The organism is Streptomyces sp. STAM6, assembly GCF_054963715.1.
The window spans coordinates 51,086-67,808 of record NZ_JBUEFZ010000011.1 but is presented as its reverse complement, the minus strand read 5'-3'; the positions used below and the strand labels follow the sequence as shown (position 1 = coordinate 67,808).

The window sequence follows — 16,723 nt, the reverse complement described above, 5'->3', positions numbered from 1 at the left end:
TCCCCAGGCTCGCCTCAACGGGGCGTCCGCCGCCGGCGAAGAACCCGCTGGGCGGGCCGGCAGGATCGTCCCTCCGACCGAGACGGCTTCGGGGCCGTGCCTGCCGGGGCCGATCCTCGCACGAGCAGCCGGGTACGCCAGGGCGTCGGAGGCCGGATAGGTCACCGCTACGTGTCCTGACGCGACCCTCGCTCACGGGACCTCTCATGCGGTGAGGGGAGCCGTTGCGTTGCCGACGCGCCGTACCGCCCGGCGCAACGGCACCTCCGGGGGCGAGCGGCGGAAAAACGTGTGCTTCCCGCGAGAGCCCGTTGCTACGATCGAAACCATGATCACGCCTTCGCCTCAGCACCGGATGATGCCCCCTCGACGGGGCTGCTGAGCACGGACGCGTACCGAATCCGAGGCCCCGGGAAGGGGCCTCGACCGTTGTGCGGACCAGGCCCCACCACCCGGTAGGAGGACCCATGGCCGCTCACTACATCACCACGACCATCCCGTACGTCAACGCGCACCCCCATCTGGGCTTCGCCCTCGAGCTCGTCCAGGCGGACACCCTGGCCCGCCACCGGCGGCACCGGGGCGACCGGGTCCGGCTGCTCAGCGGCACCGACGACAACTCGTTGAAGAACGTCCTCGCCGCCGAGGCCGCGGGCACCGATGTGCAGTCGTTCGTCGACCGCAACGCCGAGGCCTTCGCCGCGCTGCGCGACCCACTGGCACTCTCGCTCGACGACTTCATCCGTACCAGCAGCGACCCCCGCCACCGGATCGGAGTGGAGAAGCTGTGGCGCCGGTGCGCGGCGGCCGGCGACCTTTACCGCAAGGAGTACGAGGGCCTCTACTGCGTGGGCTGCGAACAGTTCTACACCCCCGACGAACTGGTCGACGGGCGCTGCTCCGAGCACGGCACCGAACCGCAGCTCGTCGCGGAGGAGAACTGGTTCTTCCGGCTGTCCCGCTACGCCGACCCACTCCACGAGCTGATCGCGAGCGGCGCTCTGCGCATCGAGCCCGCCGCGCGCCGCAACGAGGTCCTCGCCCTGATCGAGGGCGGCCTGCACGACTTCTCGATCTCCCGTTCCCACAGCCGGGCCCGCGGCTGGGGCATCCCCGTGCCCGACGACCCGAGCCAGGTCGTGTACGTGTGGTGGGACGCACTCGGGAACTACGTCACCAGCCTCGGCTACGGCACCGGTGACAGCGCGTTCGACCAGTGGTGGGCGGGCAGTGAACGCCGCGTCCACCTGGTCGGCAAGGGAGTGGTGCGCTTCCATGCCGTGTACTGGCCGGCCATGCTGCTGTCGGCGGGACTCCCGCTGCCCACCGACATCCTGGTGCACGACTACCTCACCGTCGGCGGCCGCAAGATCAGCAAGTCCGGTGGGAACACCGTCGACCCGACCGAGCTGGCCGCGGCCCACGGCACCGACGCGGTCCGCTGGTGGCTCCTTCGAGACGTGCCCCGCGTCGGCGACGCCGATTTCACCCCGGACCGCCTGCGGGCCCGCGCGGATGCGGACTTCGCCGGAGGACTGGGCAACCTCGTCCACCGCAGCGTGACGATGGTCCACCGTTACCGCGGTGGGAAGGTGCCCACGCCCGGTGTCGGGCTCACCGCCGCGGCGGCGCTCGAGGACGTCTGCCGCGAGGCCCCCGCCCGCATCGACGCCGCACTGGCCGACTTCGACTTCCGGCGCGCCACACGCGCCGCCTGGAGCATCGTCGAGGAGGCCAACCGCTGTATCGACACGACCCGGCCCTGGGAACTGGCCCGCGCGGAGCGGAACGGTGACGGGGAGGCGGCGAGGCGCCTCGACACCGCCCTCGCCGCGCTGATCACCGCGTGCCGGGTCCTCGCCGACGAACTCGGCCCGTTCGTCCCCACGGCCGCCGCCCGGATCGCTGAGCAGCTGACGCCGGTCGACGGGACCCTCCCCGCGTCGCAGCCGCTCTTCCCGCGTCTCCAGGAGGACAGCCGCACCCCAAGCCCGTGACGCCGAACGGGTGAAAGGGCCGGTGACCCGTCCCGGCGACGGGTCGTTGACCGTGCATGTCGACCACAACGAAGCGCGCGATGATCAGCGTCGCTCTCGCCGGAGCCGCCCTGTCCGTCTCCGGAACGGCGCATGCCGAGGCCCTCAACAGGGGGCTGATCGACAAGCTCCACGTGGGCGTCGACGGCGACCTCGGCCGCCACGTGCTGCAGAAGGCCGTCCACACGGCCGACAGCGTGCAGTCGGAGGCCTCGATGCAGCCGGCCGGCCGAGGCCGCCCGTCCGCCTGACGCGGGACGGTGGTTCGGAGGCAGGCCGGGCAGGGGCGGTCGTCGGGTGAACGCGCCCGGCAGGGCTTCGATTCCCCGTGACGCGTGACGCCGACGCCGGTCGGCCGACGCCACGGGGAATCGGCCGCCGACGACGTGTCAGCCGCGTACCGGGGGATGTGGCAGCCCGCCGGGCTGCCCGAGACCGTCCACTCTCGTCGTCCCCCAGCGCATCACCTGCTCCAGGTTCCGCACGGTCCGCTCGGCTTCGCTGCGCACCTGTGCGGGAATATCGCCGCGTTCAGCGATGAGCCGGTCGTAGATCGGTATCTCCTGCCACATTCCCAACCACTCTCATTCCACGCCAAGTTCCAGGACCGAACGTCCGGAGACCGGCTGCGAGTCTACGGCGGCTCCGCGGGCCGCAGTGCCCGAGTCACCTCACAGAGGAGCCAGGACCATGAGGACTTCATCACGGTCGTCCCCGGGCGCCAGCCGCAGCACACCCGGCCGGCGTCCGGTCTCCTTCCAGCCGAGCCGGCCGTAGAAAGCCTCCAGGCCCATACCGCCCCGGGCCGCGAGGTGCAGTTGTTCGAGCCCCATCTCGTCGCGCGCGATGTCCCGCGCGTGGTTCACCAGAGCGGCGCCGACGCCCCGGCCGCGCAGCCCGGGACGGGTCTGGACGTGGTGGATCGTCCCCCAGTGCCCCACCAGCGGCCCCGGCTCACAACGCAGGCTCATCCATCCGGCCAGGGCCCCACCGTGCAGGGCGACGAGCAGGCGGCTGCGCGCGGGAGCCAGCCCCGCGACGATCCGGTCCAGTGCCGTAGCGACCTGGTCGGTCGTGACGGGAGGAAACGGAAACCCCGCGGCGCCCCCCGCGTTGGTGACCTCGATCCAGCAGTCGATCAGTGAGCTCCGCAGCTCCCCGGTGATCTCCCGCGGGTGGACCATCTGCCGGAGGCCCCAGGTGCTTTCCCTCGTCATGACGTTCAGTGTCACACCCCGACTTCGTTCCTCCCGTGGGCAGACCGCCTCGTATCCTCGCGAGGGACAATGCCACAGGGCGTGTCGCGGCCGCCCGTTGCACCCGGTCGCCGTCGTCCGGCACCCGACCGAATTCCCGGAATCGCGATGAGGAGCACGATGCGCGCAGGGGTCTATCTCGCCCATCCCCGTCCCGGCAGCTTCAACCATGCGCTGTTCGACGCCGTGGTGGACGAACTCGGCGGCCGCGGATGCGATGTCGTCGCACACGACCTGTGCGCGGAGGGGTTCCCGCCGGTGCTGACGGTCGAGGAGACCGAGACGGTCGACGCGGCCTCGGCCGCGCGCGACCCGAGGGTGGCTCTGCACCGCGAAGAGGTGTCCACGCTCGACGCCATGGTCTTCGTCCACCCCAACTGGTGGGGCATGCCGCCGGCGGTGCTGACCGGCTGGGTCCAGCGGGTCCTCGTCCCGGGCGTCGCCTACAAACTCACCTCGGCCGAAGGGGAACCGGCGGGACTCCTGCGGGCCGGCCGGGCACTCGTGCTGAACACCTCCGACACCCCGGCGGAGCGTGAGGACAAGGAGTTCGGTGACCCGCTGGGCGCCATCTGGTCGGCATGCGTCCTTCCGTACGTAGGGGCGGCCGATGTGCGCAGGGTCGTGTTCCGCACGGTGACCGACTCCACCCCCGAGGTACGCGCGTCGTGGCTGGGCGAGGCACGTCGGGAGGCCGCCGCGCTGCTGGTCTGACGGCAGCGGTTCAGAGCGCCAGCAGCTGCTGGACGAGGACCTCGCCGGCCCACTCCTCCCAGAGGGCCGGCGGCCAGCCCCTTTCCCCGACCAGGAGGTGGTACGTCTCCGGCGCGAGCACGGCGAGCGTGATGTCGGCGGCCCGGGCTGCGTCCACCCCCGGCCGCAGCGCCCCCTTCGAGGCGAGCGCCTCGGCGAAGCGCAGCTGCACGGTGTGCCGCTGCTCGATGTTCGTACGCCACAGCTCGGCGATCTCCGGATCGTTCGCCGCCACCGAGCGGACCACCTCCAGCAGGAGGGTCACACGCCCCAGGATGGCGCGGCGGCGGCCTGAAGCCTGACCTGCTGGGCCGGGGGAGCGTCCAGCGCCTCCGCGACCCAGGGACGGTCGAGGGTCGCGAGGGGTTCGGTGTCCCCGGCGATCTCCACGTCGAGCAGCTCGGAGAGGATGGCCCGCTTGGTGGCGAAGGTGAAGTACAGCGTCTGCACCGCCATTCCGGCCCGGTCGGCGATCGCCTTCATCGTCGTGGCGGTGTAGCCGCGGTCCGTGAACAGATCCCGGGCCGCACCCAGCACGGGCGCCCGGTTCGCGGCCGTCCGGGCGACTCGTGCCCCCGTACTCTTCCCCGTCGCCATGTCTCCTCCTCGCCGGCCGGACAGCGACTCTCACGGGAACGCGGCTGGAGTCGCACTTCAGTGAAGACGGGATTCGCCCCGGCCCCTCAGGGCCGTTCGCCGGTGAAGCCGGTCAGGCGGAGCAGTGGGGGTGTCACGACGAACAGGACGGCGGCGAGCGCGGCGACCGCGACCATGGCTCCGCGCAGGCCGGTCGCGTCCGCCCAGAGGCCGACATAGCCGGGGCCCAGAAGGAAGCCCAGGTAGGAGACGGCGGTGACCACGGACGTGGCCCGGCCGCGATGGGACTCCGTCACATTGCCCGCGACGGCGCTGAGAAGGGCCGGGAAGAGGACGGCGGTTCCCGCTCCGGCCAGCACCAGCCCGAGCGCGGCCACCGGCAGTGTGGGTGCGGCCGCGACGACGAGCGTGCCGGCCGCGGCGGCCAGCGAGCCGGTCAGGACGACGGACCGCGTGTGCGCGGCTCTCAGGCCGCCGAGCGCGAACCGTGCGACGGCGACGGTTCCCGCGAAGACGGCGGGAGCCACCGCGGTGAGCTGCGCCCCGGCACGCAGTTCGGTGTGTGCGAACACCGCGCTCCAGCTCTGGTGCGCGTTCTCGCTCGCGAAGGCCAGGGCCCCCAGCACCCCGACGAGCAGGAGCGGGACGGCGGGGAGGCGGAGGGGCGGAGAGCCGGCCGCCGGCACGTGTTCTTCGCGGCGAACGGCGGGCCGTCCGGGCAGTGTCCCGAGCATGGCGGTCCCCGCGGCCGCCGAGAGGACGGCCACGCCCACGAAGGGGACGACGAGCGGCCAGGAGGCGGCTGCCGCCACGCCCGTACCCAGACTGGTGAGGACCACGAACACGGAGAACATGCCGTGGGCACGGGCGATGACCGGGCGGCCGGCCAGGTGCTCGGCGCGTCCCGCGACCGCGTTGACGGCCACGTCCGCAGCGCCACTGGAGGCACCGACGACGGTGAGCCCGACGCAGAGACGGGAGAGGCTCGACGCCGACAGCGCCAGACCGACCCCGACCACCCCCAGCAACCCGATGGCTCCCGCGGCGATCCGCGGCCCCCAGCGATCCACCGCCCTGCCCGCCAGCAGCATGGCCGGCAGAGCGCCGACCCCGACGAACAGCAGGGCCAGTCCCAGCTCGCCGTCACTCACCCGGGCCTGCTCCCGCACCCGCGGCACGGACGCCCCCCACACTCCCCAGAACCCGCCGAAGGCCGCGAAGGCGGCGAAGGCGGCGAAAGCCGAGGCCGCCGGACCACGGTTCGCGTCACCGTGGGCCCCGGACCCGGCGCCCACGCCCACGGCGCCTCCGGCGTCCGCGGCGTCGTCCGGGACCACGCTCATTCCCGCTCGCGCCGGGCCGCCGGCCCCAGCAGCCCCGGGACGGACGCTTTGAACTCGCCGCCGCGCACTTCGAGGGGGCGGACGGCCGGGACGTCAACAGGGCGCGGGACGCGATCCTGCCCGCATCGTCGAGCTGCTGCCATGAAGTGCAGACCTCCCGCGACCGTCGTACGAGACACATCTCAGTATGAGGTCCGTCAAGCCGGACGAAGTCCCTTTCCGCGCGGACCACTTCCCAGTGCCGGCAAGGGTTCCCCCGCCGGTGACACCGTGGTGCCGAGCGCCGCCCTCCCTACGACCGGAGCCCTCCTTCACGGACCCCGCATACTGTGGCCATGGATACGGAGGCGATGGACGACGCGCGTCGCTGGCTGGCCGAGCGCGGCATCACCCAGGCCGACGACGGAACATGGGCCGACGCCGAGGCACCCGGTCGCCGCCTCACCGCCGGCGAGATCGCCCACTCCTGGGCCGCCGACGCGCTCGTCGAGGACGACCTGGACGACACCGGATGTCTCCGCCTCGCGTTCGGACTGCTGGACCTGCTCGACGAGTACTGGGTGACCTGCGAGATCATGTTCGCCACTCAGGACCCGGACGGCCCGCTGCCGGCCGACCTCCTGTGGGACGGGTACCGGCAGCGGCTGGAGGCGGAACAGTGCCCCGAGGCCGTCACGTACTCACTGTGGGTCGACCACTTCGAGGACCGGCGCACGGTCGAGACGGCCTTCGCGGAAGTACTCGGCAAGGACGTCCACCGACTGCTGCCCGGCGCGCCGGAAGGTCTGCTGCGCCGGGCCCGCCGCGTCCTGGAATGCTCCGGACCGGTGCCCTGGCCGGTGAAACGGGAGGCGTACGCGACTGCCGTACGCCTCCCGGCGCTGCACCGGGCGCTCTTCAGGGGCATCAAGGCCGGTTTCCACGACGTGTACGGCCATCTCGAACCGGCCGCCGCGCTGGCCCTCCTCGAAGAACTGGACCTTCCCGACGGCACCGAGCACCTCGCGGAACTGCGCCTGGTGCTCGCCGCCGGCCACGCGAACCACTACCGCAGCCCCGGAGTGTGGGACGACGCCGTCCGGGCCTGCTCGGCCACCGTGACCGGTCCTCAGAGCCCCGCGCGGTGAAGGGATTCGAGAACCGCCAGATCGTCCGTGGAGAGCCGCAGCGCACCGGCGGCCACGTTGGCGGCCACATGGTCGGGATCGCCGGTCCCCGGGATGGCCAGCATGTGCGGACCGCGGTGCAGGGTCCAGGCGATCCTGATCTGGGCGGGCGTCGCCCCGTGCGCCCGGGCGATCTCCGCGATCGCGGGGTGGTCGGTGCCGCTCGCCCCTGCCTCGCGCCCTGCACCGGCGATCGCGTAGAAGGGCACGAAGGCGATTCCCAGCTCACCACAGGTCCGGACGAACGCCTCCTGGTCGGGCTTCAGACCGATGCCGTACCGGTTCTGCACGCACACCACCGGCGCTATGGCCCGCGCCTCGGCCAGGTGCTCGGGAGTGACGTTGGAAAGGCCGAGGTGGCGGATGAGTCCGGCGTCGCGCAGCTCCGCCAGCGCGCCGAAACGCTCCGCGATCGAATGGGTGCCGACGACCCGGAGGTTCACCACGTCCAGGTGGTCCCGGCCGAGCTGGCGCAGGTTCTCCTCGACCTGTCCGCGCAGTTCCCGGGGCCCGGCGTGGGTCACCCACTCGCCCGACGGCCCCCGCGCCGGACCGACCTTGGTGGCGATGACGAGGTCGTCGCCGTAAGGGGCCAGGGCCCGGTTGATCAGTTCATTGGCGGAGCGCAGCGGTGAGAAGTAGAACGCGGCGGTGTCGATGTGATTCACGCCGAGGTCGACCACCCGGCGCAGTACGTTGATCGCCTGGTCGCGGTCACGCGGAACCGCGTCGGGTATGAGCGCCTCGCCGGTCTGCGGCAGACGCATCGCGCCGAAACCGAGCCGGTTGACCGTCAAGTCGCCGAGAGTCCACGTGCCTGACGCCGTTGCGCCGCTCGTCTGAGAAGTCATGCCGGAATGATCCACATGCCATAAGGTGACCGCCATTGATTCAGGTATGGCTGAATCCAACGGGGTGGGGGCTTCGTGGCGCGGTTGGTGTTCTCGGTGCGCGACCTGGCGCAGATGCGCTTCGCCGTCTCTCCGATGTGGGAGGTCGGGCCGAGCTTCCGGCTGCTGACGCGAGGGGCCCCGCACCCGGTGCACCAGCGCTGGATCGAGCAGGCGCGGCCACGGACGGCTGCCGCCGGGCTGGACCGCGGGTGGCTCCGTGAACTCGTCCCGCCCTCGGGCTACGTCCCCGACTTCCTCAACCCCACCCCCTCCGGACCCGCCCCCACCCTGACCGAGGAACTGGCGGGCATCCGGGCGGCCCATCCCGACCGGGTCCGCCACGACCTCGACCGCCTCCGGCTCTACCAGGGCGGCCTCGGCCCCCGGTCACGCGCCCTGTACGCCGATCCGCGGGCCAGACTGGCCCGTGTCGCCGAAGAGATCGAGCACTACTGGGACGTGGCGCTCGCCGCCTACTGGGCGCGGATCCGGACCGTACTCGACGCCGACGTCACGTACCGGGCCCGGCAGGTCGCCGAGTGGGGCGCCGCGCACCTGTTCAACGACCTGCACGACTCGGTGCGCTGGGACGACGACACTCTGCGGCTGCACCGGCCCAAGCCCCTCTCGCGGAAGACGGCGGGTGAAGGGCTGTTGCTGATCCCCTCGGCCTTCACGGGGCCCGGCACACTGACCAGGGTGTCCCCGCCCGATCCGCCCCAACTCGCCTATCCGGCACGGGGAATCGGCTCCCTGTGGGAACCGCGTCCCACCACCGCGACGGCGGCCCTCGCCGCCGTGCTCGGCCGCTCACGCACCCTTCTGCTGACCGAGCTGGAGACCCCGGCCTCCACCACGGAACTGGCGCGGCGCACCCGGCTCTCCCCGGCCGGTGTCTCCCAGAACCTGACCGCGCTGCGCGACGCGGGGCTCGTCAGCGCCCATCGAGTGGGACGTTCCGTGCTCTACGCACGCACGAGCGTTGCCGAATCCTTCCTGGACACCGCCTAGGGCGGGTACCGAGTCGTGATCATCGGGTGGTCCTGGTGAGGTCTTTGATCCAGATCATCGCGGCGTGCAGGTGGAGACTGGCGAGGTAGCTGTCGGGAGTCTTGTCGTATCGGGTGTCTCACCGTCCCGGTTCCGGCCTCCTGGTACGTCACGCTCTGAGGCGGGTGAGGCACGTGGAGCCGACGTGAGCCGACCGGTGCACTGATGTCCGGGCGGGGACTCATTGGGACATGGCCCGGCATCCGGCTCAGGTTCCGGGGAGGATACGGCGCGTTTCGTAGGCCCACATCGCGATCTCGACCCGGTTGCGGGCGCCGAGTTTGGCCATCAGGCTGGCCAGATGCGTCTTCACCGTGCTGAGGCTGATGTGGAGTGCATCGGCGATCTCGGTGTTGGTCAGCCCACGAGCGACGGCGAGGAGCACCTGCTCCTCGCGGGCGGTGACGGGGGAGACCGGCTGGGCCACGGGCCGGCCGGCGGGCAGGTCCGCGAATGCCTGGAGCAGACGGACGGTGACGCTGGGCGCGATGAGCGCCTCACCGTCGGACGCCGACCGTACGGCCTGCGCCAAAAGGTCCGGCCCCGTGTCCTTGAGGAGGAATCCGCGGGCGCCGGCACGCAGTGAGCCGTAGACGTACTCGTCGAGGTCGAACGTGGTGATGACGACCACGGCCAGCGGGTCGGCGACGCCCGGGCCGGCGACCAGCCGGGTGGCCTCGAGCCCGTCGAGTACGGGCATGCGGATGTCGAACAGGCAGACGTCGGGGCGTAGTTCGCGGGCCAGACGTACCGCCTCCCGCCCGTCGGCGGCCTCGCCGACCACCTCGATGCCGGGCTGGGCGTTCAGCATGATCCGCAACCCGGTGCGGATGATCGTCTGGTCGTCAGCGACGAGGACGCGAATGGACACCGCTCTCGCTCCTCGCTCTCGGCAGTTCGGCTTCGACATGCCAGCCCCGGTCGGTACCCGGGCCGGCTCGTAGTGTGCCGCCGAGCAGCGTCGCGCGCTCGCGCAATCCGGTAAGTCCGTATCCGTCGCGACCCCGGCCGGTGCGCCGGCCGTCGTCGCGCACGCTCACCCGTACCGTGTGCCGTTCCGCGGCGACCCGGACGACGAGCTCGGTCGCGTCGACCGCATGGCGCAGCGCGTTGGTCACCGACTCCTGCACGATCCGGTAGACGGCCGCGTCCACGGCCGGGGGCAGCGCGTCCAGTTCGCCGTCGAGCCCCAGGTCGACCCTGAGGCGACCACCCGGGGTGCGCACCAGGCGCTCCAGATCCGCGACTCCGGCAGGGGGCGCCAGCTCGGCGCCGACCCCGCGGTCGCGCAGCGCGGCGACCATGGCGCGCATTTCCTCCAGCGTGCGCGCCCCTTCCTCCTCGACCTCCTCCAGCGCCTCGACGGCGGCGGACGGGTCGGTGCCCGCGAGCACCCGGCCCGCCTGGGCGATGATCACCATGGCCGACACGTGGTGGGCCACCGTGTCGTGCAGTTCCCGGGCCAGCTGCTCGCGCTCACGGGAGCGCACCTGCTCCAACTGCCGCTCGCGAGCGGTCACCCGGAACCGCACGGCAGCCCCGACCACGCCGGGCAGCAGCAGGAAGACGAAGCCCACGACATTTTCGACGACCGGGGTCTCGTCCGTGACGGAACACAGCGCGCCGGCCGCGAGGATCACCGCGCTGCCCAGCACGATCTCGCGTCCCGATCCCCACCGGGGCAGCGCGTACACCAGCACGAGCACGACCGCGCCGGTGTACAGGCCGACGGACTCGCGCGGTGCGGCGACGAGCGAGGCCACCGGCAGCAGGATCACCGAGCCGAACGCCAGCGTCACCATCGCCAGCGGGCGGGTCCGGCGCCACAGGGGCAGCAGGCACAGCCATACGGCGAACACCACCGCCACCGGCCGCCACACGACGTTCTCGCGCAGGGTGGCCTCCAGCATCACACCGGCCAGGCCCGCGGCAAGCAGCGCCCAGTCCCGCCACACTCGGGCGGGCGCGTCGGGCGGCCGGGGTTCGGTCCACAGGGTTCGCAGGTCGTCTCGGAGCACGGTTCTCAGCCTAGGGACCGCGGCGTGCCGCGCATCGGCCGAAAGGACGGGTCGTCACTCCGCCCCGGGGCCGACGGATCCGCGGCCCGCGGGCCGATGCCGCGGAGCGCCGCGGCGACGAGCCTCGGCATCGGCGGCCGTACAAGGACGGCCGACGAGGTGGTTGGAGGACCCGATGCTCTCGAAAGCCCTGTTGCGCCTGGGCGCAAGCGCCGCCCGCCATCCTTGGCGGGTGATCGCGGCATGGCTGATCGCCGCCACGCTCGCCGTCCTCGCCGCCGTCGCCTTCGGCGGGCGGACCGCGGACTCGATGACAGCTCCGGGACTGGACTCCCAGCGGGCCGCGGAACTGATCGAGCGGGCCGGCACCGGCCAGGAGGGGATGACCGCCCAAGTGGTCGTCACCCCCCTCGACGGCGGTGCGACGTTCTTCGACGACGACGGCGCGCGCACCGCTCTCACGCGGCTGCGGGCCGAGGTGAAGCGGCTGCCGCACGTGCTCGGCACGAGCGACCCGGCGGGGGCGCTCGACACGGGCGGGGACACCGCCGTGCGCGGCGGCCTCGTTTCGGCCGACGGGCGGATCGCAGTCGTCCGGGTGCAGTACCCCGACCAGAGCCGGCTGTCGGCCGAAGACCTCGACGCCCTCGTCGATCTCGCCGACCGGCTGCGCGCCGAACTGCCCCTGCGCATCGAGATGGGCGGGAACCTCTTCTACGCCTTCTCCGACCCCGACGGCGGCACAAGCGAGCTGATCGGCCTCCTCGCCGCGGCCGCGATTCTGTTCCTGGCGTTCGGTTCGCTCGTCGCCGCCGCGCTGCCGATCGGCATGGCGGTCTTCGGGCTGACCATCGGAGTTGCCACGATGACGGTACTGGCGGGGGTGACGGACGTCCCGACCTTCGCCCCCATCCTGGGCAGCATGGTCGGGCTCGGAGTGGGCATCGACTACGCGCTGTTCGTGCTCGCCAGGCACCGGGAGTACCTCGCGCGCGGGCTCGATCCCCACGAGGCGGCGGGGCGAGCGGTGGCCACGGCGGGGAGGCCCGTGGTCTTCGCCGGCGTCGTCGTCGTCGTATCGATCCTCGGCCTGGCGGTCGCGAACGTGCCGTTCATGACGGTGGGCGGGCTCGCCGTCTCGATCGTCGTCCTGACCATGGTGGTCGCGTCGGTGACGCTTCTGCCGGCCTTCCTCGGCGCCGCCGGCCCACGCCTGGGCCGGGCCGGCCGGATCGGCCGGGCTCTGCAGACCGGGAAGCCGGTCCGACTCGCACGGCGGCGGGACCCGGCGGCAGGCGCCGCTCCCGCCGCCGGTTGGCGGCGCTGGATCAGGCACGTCGGCCGGCACCCGGTGCTGTACGCGATAGGCGCGGCGGGGCTGCTGCTGACCGCGACGCTGCCCGTGCTCGGCCTGCGCGTCGGCCTGCCCGACGACGGCTCACTGCCGCAGAGCCGTACCGAGCGCCGTGCCTACGACCTCGTCGCCGAGGGGTTCGGCCCGGGCACCAACGGTCCCCTCGTCATCGCCGCGGACCCCGCCGGTGATCCGGGAGTGGTGGACCGTCTCGTCGGGGCGGTCGCGGCGGATCCGGGCATCGCGTCCGTCGCGCCGACGCACGTCGATCGGGCCACCGGCGTCGCGACCCTCGTGGTGTTCCCGACGACCGGCCCTCAGGACATGGCCACGGCCGACACCATCGCCCGGCTGCGCACCGAAGTGCTGCCCGCGGCGATCGGGCACGGCCCGGCCAGGGCGCACGTAGGCGGCGCCGCCGCGAGCCTGTCCGACGTGGGCCGACGCACCAGCGAACGCCTGCCGGTGTTCGTCGCCGCCGTGCTGGCGCTCTCGTTCCTGCTGCTGATGCTGGTCTTCCGCTCGATCCTCGTGCCGCTCAAGGCGGTACTGCTGAATCTGCTGAGCATCGGCGCGGCCTACGGCATCATGGTCGCGGTCTTCCAGTGGGGCTGGGGAGGCGCACTCATCGGGCTGGAAGCGACGGTTCCGATCGTGTCGTTCATCCCGATGTTCCTCTTCGCCATCCTGTTCGGCCTGTCGATGGACTACGAGGTGTTCCTCCTTTCCCGCGTGCGCGAGGAGTACCTGCGCACCGGCGACAACGGCACGGCGATCGTCGAGGGCGTCTCGCGCACCGCCCGGATCATCACCTCGGCCGCCCTCATCATGGTGGCGGTCTTCCTGTCCTTCGCCGTCGCCGAGGACCCCTCCACCAAGATGTTCGGGCTCGGCCTGGCCACCGCGATCTTCATCGACGCCACGGTCGTACGCATGGTGCTGGTACCGGCGACCATGACACTTCTCGGCCGGACCAACTGGTGGCTGCCGAAGTGGCTGGACGGGATGCTTCCCCGCGGCCCGGTCGGCACCGACGACACCGACGCGGAATCCACGGGTGAGGCCCCGCGTCCACGGCTGGTTGACCGTTGACTCAACTCCTGCCCGCCCTTGGCGTCCGGCACCTCAGCACGGTGTTCCGCTCCTTGTAGAGATCGGCGTCGTGGCTGACAGGTCGGCCACCTCTGGAGCCCTTCTTCTTCCGGTTGGCGGCCTGGTCCTTCTTGTCCGGGATGACCGCCTTGATACGGCGTTCGCGCAGGTGGGCGCGGTTTCCGCGGGACGAGTACGCCTTGTCCCCGGCGACCGCGTCCGGCCGGATGCGGGGCCGGCCGACGGGCCCGCGTACCCGTACCTTCTTCAGGGCGGGGACGAACTGCGGGCTGTCCGCTGCCCGGTCTGTGGTCAGGATGAACGCCGGCGGGCGGCACTTGCGGTCGGCGGCGAGGTGGACCTTGCTGATCTGCCCGCCTCTGGAACGTCCGAGGAGGGCGGCCTCCAGCCGGAGTTTCCGCCGACGCCGGATGCGTCGTCGTCCTTCCAGCGCGGGATCACTTTCGGTCTCTTGCCCGTTTCGCTCTTCGAGGCCGCCCCCCTTTGACCTGGACTTCTCCTCCTCGGCCGCGGCTTTCTCCAGGGCGGTGACGACGTCCTCGTCGAGGTGCATCCCGGCCGCGTCGTGGTGGGCTCGGGCGGTGGTGGAGTCGATGCTGACCAGGGACAGGTCCACCTCACCCCCCTTCGAGGCTCCCGTGATCAGGCCCTCCAGCAGGCCCTCGAAGACGCCGGCGTCACGCCACTGCCGGAAGCGGTTGTGGACGGTCGACCAGGCGCCGACCGCCGTCGGCATCTCCCGCCACTGCCCGCCCGTCCTGAACCGCCAGTACACGCCCTCGAACTGCTGCCGCAGTCGCTCGGGGTACGGGCCGTACTCGCCGATCGGCAGGTACGGCTCGATGAACTCCCGATCCGCATCGGTCAGTTGCAGGCGCGTCACGTAAGACCGTCTATCGGACCGGACTGTGCCACGAAGGCACATCCCGCGAATTGATCACGACTCGATACGCACCCTAAGGGCTGTCCCGTAATCCCCGGTGGATCAGCGCGCGGCGTCAGATGCGGTGCATCGCAAGGCGGAGGGGCGTCCTCATACTGGGCGTATTCGGGCGTTCCGACAACGCAGCGAGATACCGTGGCTGTCGTCGTGCGCCCGCCGGGGATTACGGGACAGCCCTTAGGCCAGGATCGCGATCGACAGGGCGCCGAAGGCATCGACGACGCAGCACCACTCCGACCACGCCCGGGGGACCACCCTGCCGATCCGGTGGTGGGCGAAGTCCCAGACCGCGTGGGCCAGCCAGCCGGCCGCCACCACGTAGTGGCCGGCGGGCTCGCCGACCACCACGGCCAGCAGTGCCACGGCGGCGAAGCCGGCGAGTCCCGCGAGCTGGACGGCGAGGACCTTCGGCGGGCGCAGCTCGCCGCGCACGGTCCCGAAGGCCAGGTAGCACAGCGGCATGATGAAGAGGAGGCCCGCGAGGAGCTCCACACTCGGGACGCCGTCGAAGAAGGTGACCAGCACGAGGGCGAGCCCCACCAAGGTGGGCCATCGGTGCCCGAGCGCGCTCAGAAGGCCACCGGACGCGGACGACGTGGGTGAGGGGCGCGTGGACATGAAAGTCTCCTGGAGGAATGAGGAAGAGGCCGTGAGGACGGGGATGAATCCGTGCGGCGGTTCTGGCTCCACCGTCCCGCACCGCGCCCCTCCGGCGGTCTCACCAGTCGTGCCGATGTCCTCGGCCTTGGGGTACCGGTCCTTCCGGCATAGGGTCGCCGTATGGGGGAGCGGCTGATGGTGGTGGTCGGTTATGAATCGGCCGAGTTGCTGGACATCGCGTGCGTGACCACGAGCCTCGCGATGGCCAACGGGATCGGTGATCCCGCTGTGCCGTACCGGGTGAGCGTGGTCGGCCCCGGCGGCGGTCCGATCGTCTGCGGAACAGGACTGACCCTGGGGACCGAGCAGTCCTTGGAACGGCTCGTCGGCCCGATCGACACGCTGATCGTCTCCGGCGGCATCGGCTTCCAGCGGGCCGCCGCGGACGTCCGGCTGGTGGGGCACGTCCGCCGGCTGGCGCGAGAGAGCCGAAGGGTGGCCTCCGTCTGTACCGGAGCGGGTGTGCTGGCCGCCGCCGGGCTGCTGGAGGGACGCCGAGCCACCACCCACTGGCGGTTCGCACCCTGGCTGGCCGAACGCCATCCCGGCGTCACCGTGGACCCCGCACCCATCTACATCCGTGACGGGAACGTCTACACCGCGGCCGGTGTCACCAGCGCACTGGACCTGACGCTCGCCTTCATCGAGGAGGACCACGGCCCCGAACTGGCCCGCCAGGTGTCCCGGGACCTCGTCACCTACCTGCAACGGCCCGGCAACCAGTCCCAGATGAGCCTGTTCACCACCGCCCCACCGCCGCGGAACGACCTGGTCCGCGAACTCGTCGAACACATCACGGCACACCCCGACCAGGACCTCGGGACCGCCGGGCTGGCCGCCCGCGCGGGAGTGACCCCGCGCCACCTCACCCGGCTCTTCACGGAACACCTCGGCCAGTCGCCCGGCCGCTTCGTCCGCCAGGCCCGCATCGAGGCGGCCGCACACCTTCTCGTCTCCACCACGCTTCCCATGACGAGTGTGGCGACCCGCTGCGGATTCGGCAGCCCCGAATCCCTGCGCCAGGCGTTCACCAGCCGCTACGGAGTCTCCCCCTCCCGCTATCGCGCCACGCGGACGAGGGAACGGGCCGGATGACTCGCGCACGAGACGGGGACGGGGACGGGAAGACCCCCGACGGTGCCCCTACCGCCTCACGGTGAGGACGAGACAAGCGACGGCCAGTGCCAGGAAGAGCCCCGGTGCGGCGATGTTGTGAAGGACTCGGGCACGGATGTGGGCCGCGATCGCGGCGACGAAGAAGAGAACGAGCCCGACCGCGGCGGCTGTGCCGACGAGCTGCACACCCAGCAGGCCGAGCAGCAGGCCGGCCGCCCCGGCGCCTTTGAGGGCGCCGAGCGCGGGGAGCCAGGACTGAGGGACGCCCACTTTCGTGGCGTTGGCCACGACGAATCCGGCCCGAGTGAAATTCGCGACGGCTTCCGCCCCGTTGAGGACGATCGTGATGACGGTGATGACCGTATAAGTGGGGAACATGGGTGCCCTTGTCGGGAGGGAGTGGGAGGGCTCCAGCCTCGTCGAGG

General features: G+C 71.7%; 17 protein-coding genes and 1 pseudogene. 7 read left to right on the top strand and 11 right to left on the bottom strand.

Annotation, left to right across the window (positions count from 1 at the left end; all coding sequences use genetic code 11):
* The first annotated feature begins 467 nt into the window (after nucleotides 1-467).
* Nucleotides 468-1,997: a methionine--tRNA ligase gene (locus tag ACY34K_RS15885; RefSeq protein ID WP_462747356.1), complete on the top strand. Its 1,530-nt coding sequence runs from the start codon at nucleotides 468-470 to the stop codon at nucleotides 1,995-1,997.
* A gap of 56 nt (nucleotides 1,998-2,053) precedes the next feature.
* Nucleotides 2,054-2,287 (top strand): hypothetical protein, encoded by a 234-nt coding sequence (locus ACY34K_RS15880; RefSeq protein WP_462747354.1) that lies wholly within the window; start codon nucleotides 2,054-2,056, stop codon nucleotides 2,285-2,287.
* 138 nt (nucleotides 2,288-2,425) lie between these two features.
* On the opposite strand, the gene ACY34K_RS15875 is transcribed toward ACY34K_RS15880, so the two are convergent.
* Nucleotides 2,426-2,608 (bottom strand): hypothetical protein, encoded by a 183-nt coding sequence (locus ACY34K_RS15875; RefSeq protein WP_462747352.1) that lies wholly within the window; start codon nucleotides 2,606-2,608, stop codon nucleotides 2,426-2,428.
* Between the two features lie 99 nt (nucleotides 2,609-2,707).
* Entirely contained in the window at nucleotides 2,708-3,253 is a 546-nt protein-coding gene (locus ACY34K_RS15870; protein ID WP_462747350.1) for an N-acetyltransferase family protein, read from the bottom strand.
* 159 nt (nucleotides 3,254-3,412) lie between these two features.
* On the opposite strand from ACY34K_RS15870, the gene ACY34K_RS15865 reads away from it, so the two are divergent.
* On the top strand, nucleotides 3,413-4,006 hold the full coding sequence (locus ACY34K_RS15865) for an NAD(P)H-dependent oxidoreductase (RefSeq protein ID WP_462747347.1): 594 nt from the start codon (nucleotides 3,413-3,415) through the stop codon (nucleotides 4,004-4,006).
* Nucleotides 4,007-4,016: 10 nt separating this feature from the next.
* Here ACY34K_RS15865 and ACY34K_RS15860 read toward each other — a convergent pair whose 3' ends face one another.
* The 3 genes from ACY34K_RS15860 to ACY34K_RS15850 form a co-directional block, all read right to left on the bottom strand.
* A complete protein-coding gene (locus ACY34K_RS15860; RefSeq protein ID WP_462747346.1) occupies nucleotides 4,017-4,310 on the bottom strand; it encodes a hypothetical protein in 294 nt (97 codons plus the stop codon).
* Nucleotides 4,307-4,642 (bottom strand): TetR/AcrR family transcriptional regulator, encoded by a 336-nt coding sequence (locus ACY34K_RS15855; RefSeq protein WP_462747345.1) that lies wholly within the window; start codon nucleotides 4,640-4,642, stop codon nucleotides 4,307-4,309. The genes ACY34K_RS15860 and ACY34K_RS15855 overlap by 4 nt, the downstream gene beginning before the upstream one ends.
* Nucleotides 4,643-4,728: 86 nt before the next feature.
* The gene (locus ACY34K_RS15850) at nucleotides 4,729-5,985 is read right to left on the bottom strand and encodes an MFS transporter (RefSeq protein WP_462747343.1); all 1,257 of its coding nucleotides are present in this window, start codon (nucleotides 5,983-5,985) and stop codon (nucleotides 4,729-4,731) included.
* Nucleotides 5,986-6,320: 335 nt separating this feature from the next.
* Here ACY34K_RS15850 and ACY34K_RS15845 point away from each other — a divergent pair, with 335 nt between their 5' ends.
* Nucleotides 6,321-7,112, top strand: a complete 792-nt coding sequence (locus tag ACY34K_RS15845; protein ID WP_462747341.1) for a hypothetical protein — start codon at nucleotides 6,321-6,323, stop codon at nucleotides 7,110-7,112.
* On the opposite strand, the gene ACY34K_RS15840 is transcribed toward ACY34K_RS15845, so the two are convergent.
* Nucleotides 7,094-8,002: an aldo/keto reductase gene (locus ACY34K_RS15840; RefSeq protein WP_462747339.1), complete on the bottom strand. Its 909-nt coding sequence runs from the start codon at nucleotides 8,000-8,002 to the stop codon at nucleotides 7,094-7,096. The genes ACY34K_RS15845 and ACY34K_RS15840 overlap by 19 nt on opposite strands.
* Nucleotides 8,003-8,116: 114 nt before the next feature.
* Between ACY34K_RS15840 and ACY34K_RS15835 the strand changes: the two genes are divergently transcribed.
* Nucleotides 8,117-9,055, top strand: coding sequence for an ArsR/SmtB family transcription factor (locus ACY34K_RS15835; protein ID WP_462747569.1), 939 nt, complete (start codon nucleotides 8,117-8,119; stop codon nucleotides 9,053-9,055).
* Nucleotides 9,056-9,302: 247 nt separating this feature from the next.
* Here ACY34K_RS15835 and ACY34K_RS15830 read toward each other — a convergent pair whose 3' ends face one another.
* Nucleotides 9,303-9,965 carry a response regulator gene (locus tag ACY34K_RS15830; RefSeq protein ID WP_150497990.1) on the bottom strand — a complete coding sequence of 221 codons (663 nt, stop codon included), beginning with the start codon at nucleotides 9,963-9,965 and terminating at the stop codon, nucleotides 9,303-9,305.
* Complete coding sequence (locus ACY34K_RS15825) at nucleotides 9,940-11,112, bottom strand: sensor histidine kinase (RefSeq protein WP_462747336.1); 1,173 nt, start codon at nucleotides 11,110-11,112, stop codon at nucleotides 9,940-9,942. Before ACY34K_RS15825 ends, ACY34K_RS15830 begins: the two co-directional genes overlap by 26 nt.
* 175 nt (nucleotides 11,113-11,287) lie before the next feature.
* Between ACY34K_RS15825 and ACY34K_RS15820 the strand changes: the two genes are divergently transcribed.
* Complete coding sequence (locus ACY34K_RS15820; protein ID WP_462747334.1) at nucleotides 11,288-13,558, top strand: MMPL family transporter; 2,271 nt, start codon at nucleotides 11,288-11,290, stop codon at nucleotides 13,556-13,558.
* Nucleotides 13,559-13,589: 31 nt separating this feature from the next.
* Here ACY34K_RS15820 and ACY34K_RS15815 read toward each other — a convergent pair.
* A pseudogene (locus ACY34K_RS15815) lies at nucleotides 13,590-14,462 on the bottom strand (transposase); the annotation flags it as partial.
* Between the two features lie 237 nt (nucleotides 14,463-14,699).
* Nucleotides 14,700-15,140, bottom strand: coding sequence for a hypothetical protein (locus tag ACY34K_RS15810; RefSeq protein ID WP_462747333.1), 441 nt, complete (start codon nucleotides 15,138-15,140; stop codon nucleotides 14,700-14,702).
* A gap of 162 nt (nucleotides 15,141-15,302) precedes the next feature.
* Here ACY34K_RS15810 and ACY34K_RS15805 point away from each other — a divergent pair, with 162 nt between their 5' ends.
* Nucleotides 15,303-16,277 (top strand): GlxA family transcriptional regulator, encoded by a 975-nt coding sequence (locus tag ACY34K_RS15805; protein ID WP_462747331.1) that lies wholly within the window; start codon nucleotides 15,303-15,305, stop codon nucleotides 16,275-16,277.
* Nucleotides 16,278-16,325: 48 nt separating this feature from the next.
* Here ACY34K_RS15805 and ACY34K_RS15800 read toward each other — a convergent pair whose 3' ends face one another.
* Entirely contained in the window at nucleotides 16,326-16,676 is a 351-nt protein-coding gene (locus ACY34K_RS15800; RefSeq protein WP_462747330.1) for a DoxX family protein, read from the bottom strand.
* Nucleotides 16,677-16,723 lie beyond the last annotated feature (47 nt).

Excerpts from the sequence above, each read along its gene's own strand:
- ACY34K_RS15810 (WP_462747333.1), bottom strand. The coding sequence starts at position 15,140 with ATGTCCACGCGCCCCTCACCCACGTCGTCCGCGTCCGGTGGCCTTCTG.
- ACY34K_RS15845 (WP_462747341.1), top strand. The coding sequence starts at position 6,321 with ATGGATACGGAGGCGATGGACGACGCGCGTCGCTGGCTGGCCGAGCGC.
- ACY34K_RS15850 (WP_462747343.1), bottom strand. The coding sequence starts at position 5,985 with ATGAGCGTGGTCCCGGACGACGCCGCGGACGCCGGAGGCGCCGTGGGC.
- ACY34K_RS15885 (WP_462747356.1), top strand. The coding sequence starts at position 468 with ATGGCCGCTCACTACATCACCACGACCATCCCGTACGTCAACGCGCAC.
- ACY34K_RS15800 (WP_462747330.1), bottom strand. The coding sequence starts at position 16,676 with ATGTTCCCCACTTATACGGTCATCACCGTCATCACGATCGTCCTCAAC.
- ACY34K_RS15870 (WP_462747350.1), bottom strand. The coding sequence starts at position 3,253 with ATGACGAGGGAAAGCACCTGGGGCCTCCGGCAGATGGTCCACCCGCGG.
- ACY34K_RS15835 (WP_462747569.1), top strand. The coding sequence starts at position 8,117 with ATGCGCTTCGCCGTCTCTCCGATGTGGGAGGTCGGGCCGAGCTTCCGG.
- ACY34K_RS15875 (WP_462747352.1), bottom strand. The coding sequence starts at position 2,608 with ATGTGGCAGGAGATACCGATCTACGACCGGCTCATCGCTGAACGCGGC.
- ACY34K_RS15820 (WP_462747334.1), top strand. The coding sequence starts at position 11,288 with ATGCTCTCGAAAGCCCTGTTGCGCCTGGGCGCAAGCGCCGCCCGCCAT.
- ACY34K_RS15840 (WP_462747339.1), bottom strand. The coding sequence starts at position 8,002 with ATGACTTCTCAGACGAGCGGCGCAACGGCGTCAGGCACGTGGACTCTC.
- ACY34K_RS15805 (WP_462747331.1), top strand. The coding sequence starts at position 15,303 with ATGGGGGAGCGGCTGATGGTGGTGGTCGGTTATGAATCGGCCGAGTTG.
- ACY34K_RS15880 (WP_462747354.1), top strand. The coding sequence starts at position 2,054 with ATGTCGACCACAACGAAGCGCGCGATGATCAGCGTCGCTCTCGCCGGA.
- ACY34K_RS15865 (WP_462747347.1), top strand. The coding sequence starts at position 3,413 with ATGCGCGCAGGGGTCTATCTCGCCCATCCCCGTCCCGGCAGCTTCAAC.
- ACY34K_RS15855 (WP_462747345.1), bottom strand. The coding sequence starts at position 4,642 with ATGGCGACGGGGAAGAGTACGGGGGCACGAGTCGCCCGGACGGCCGCG.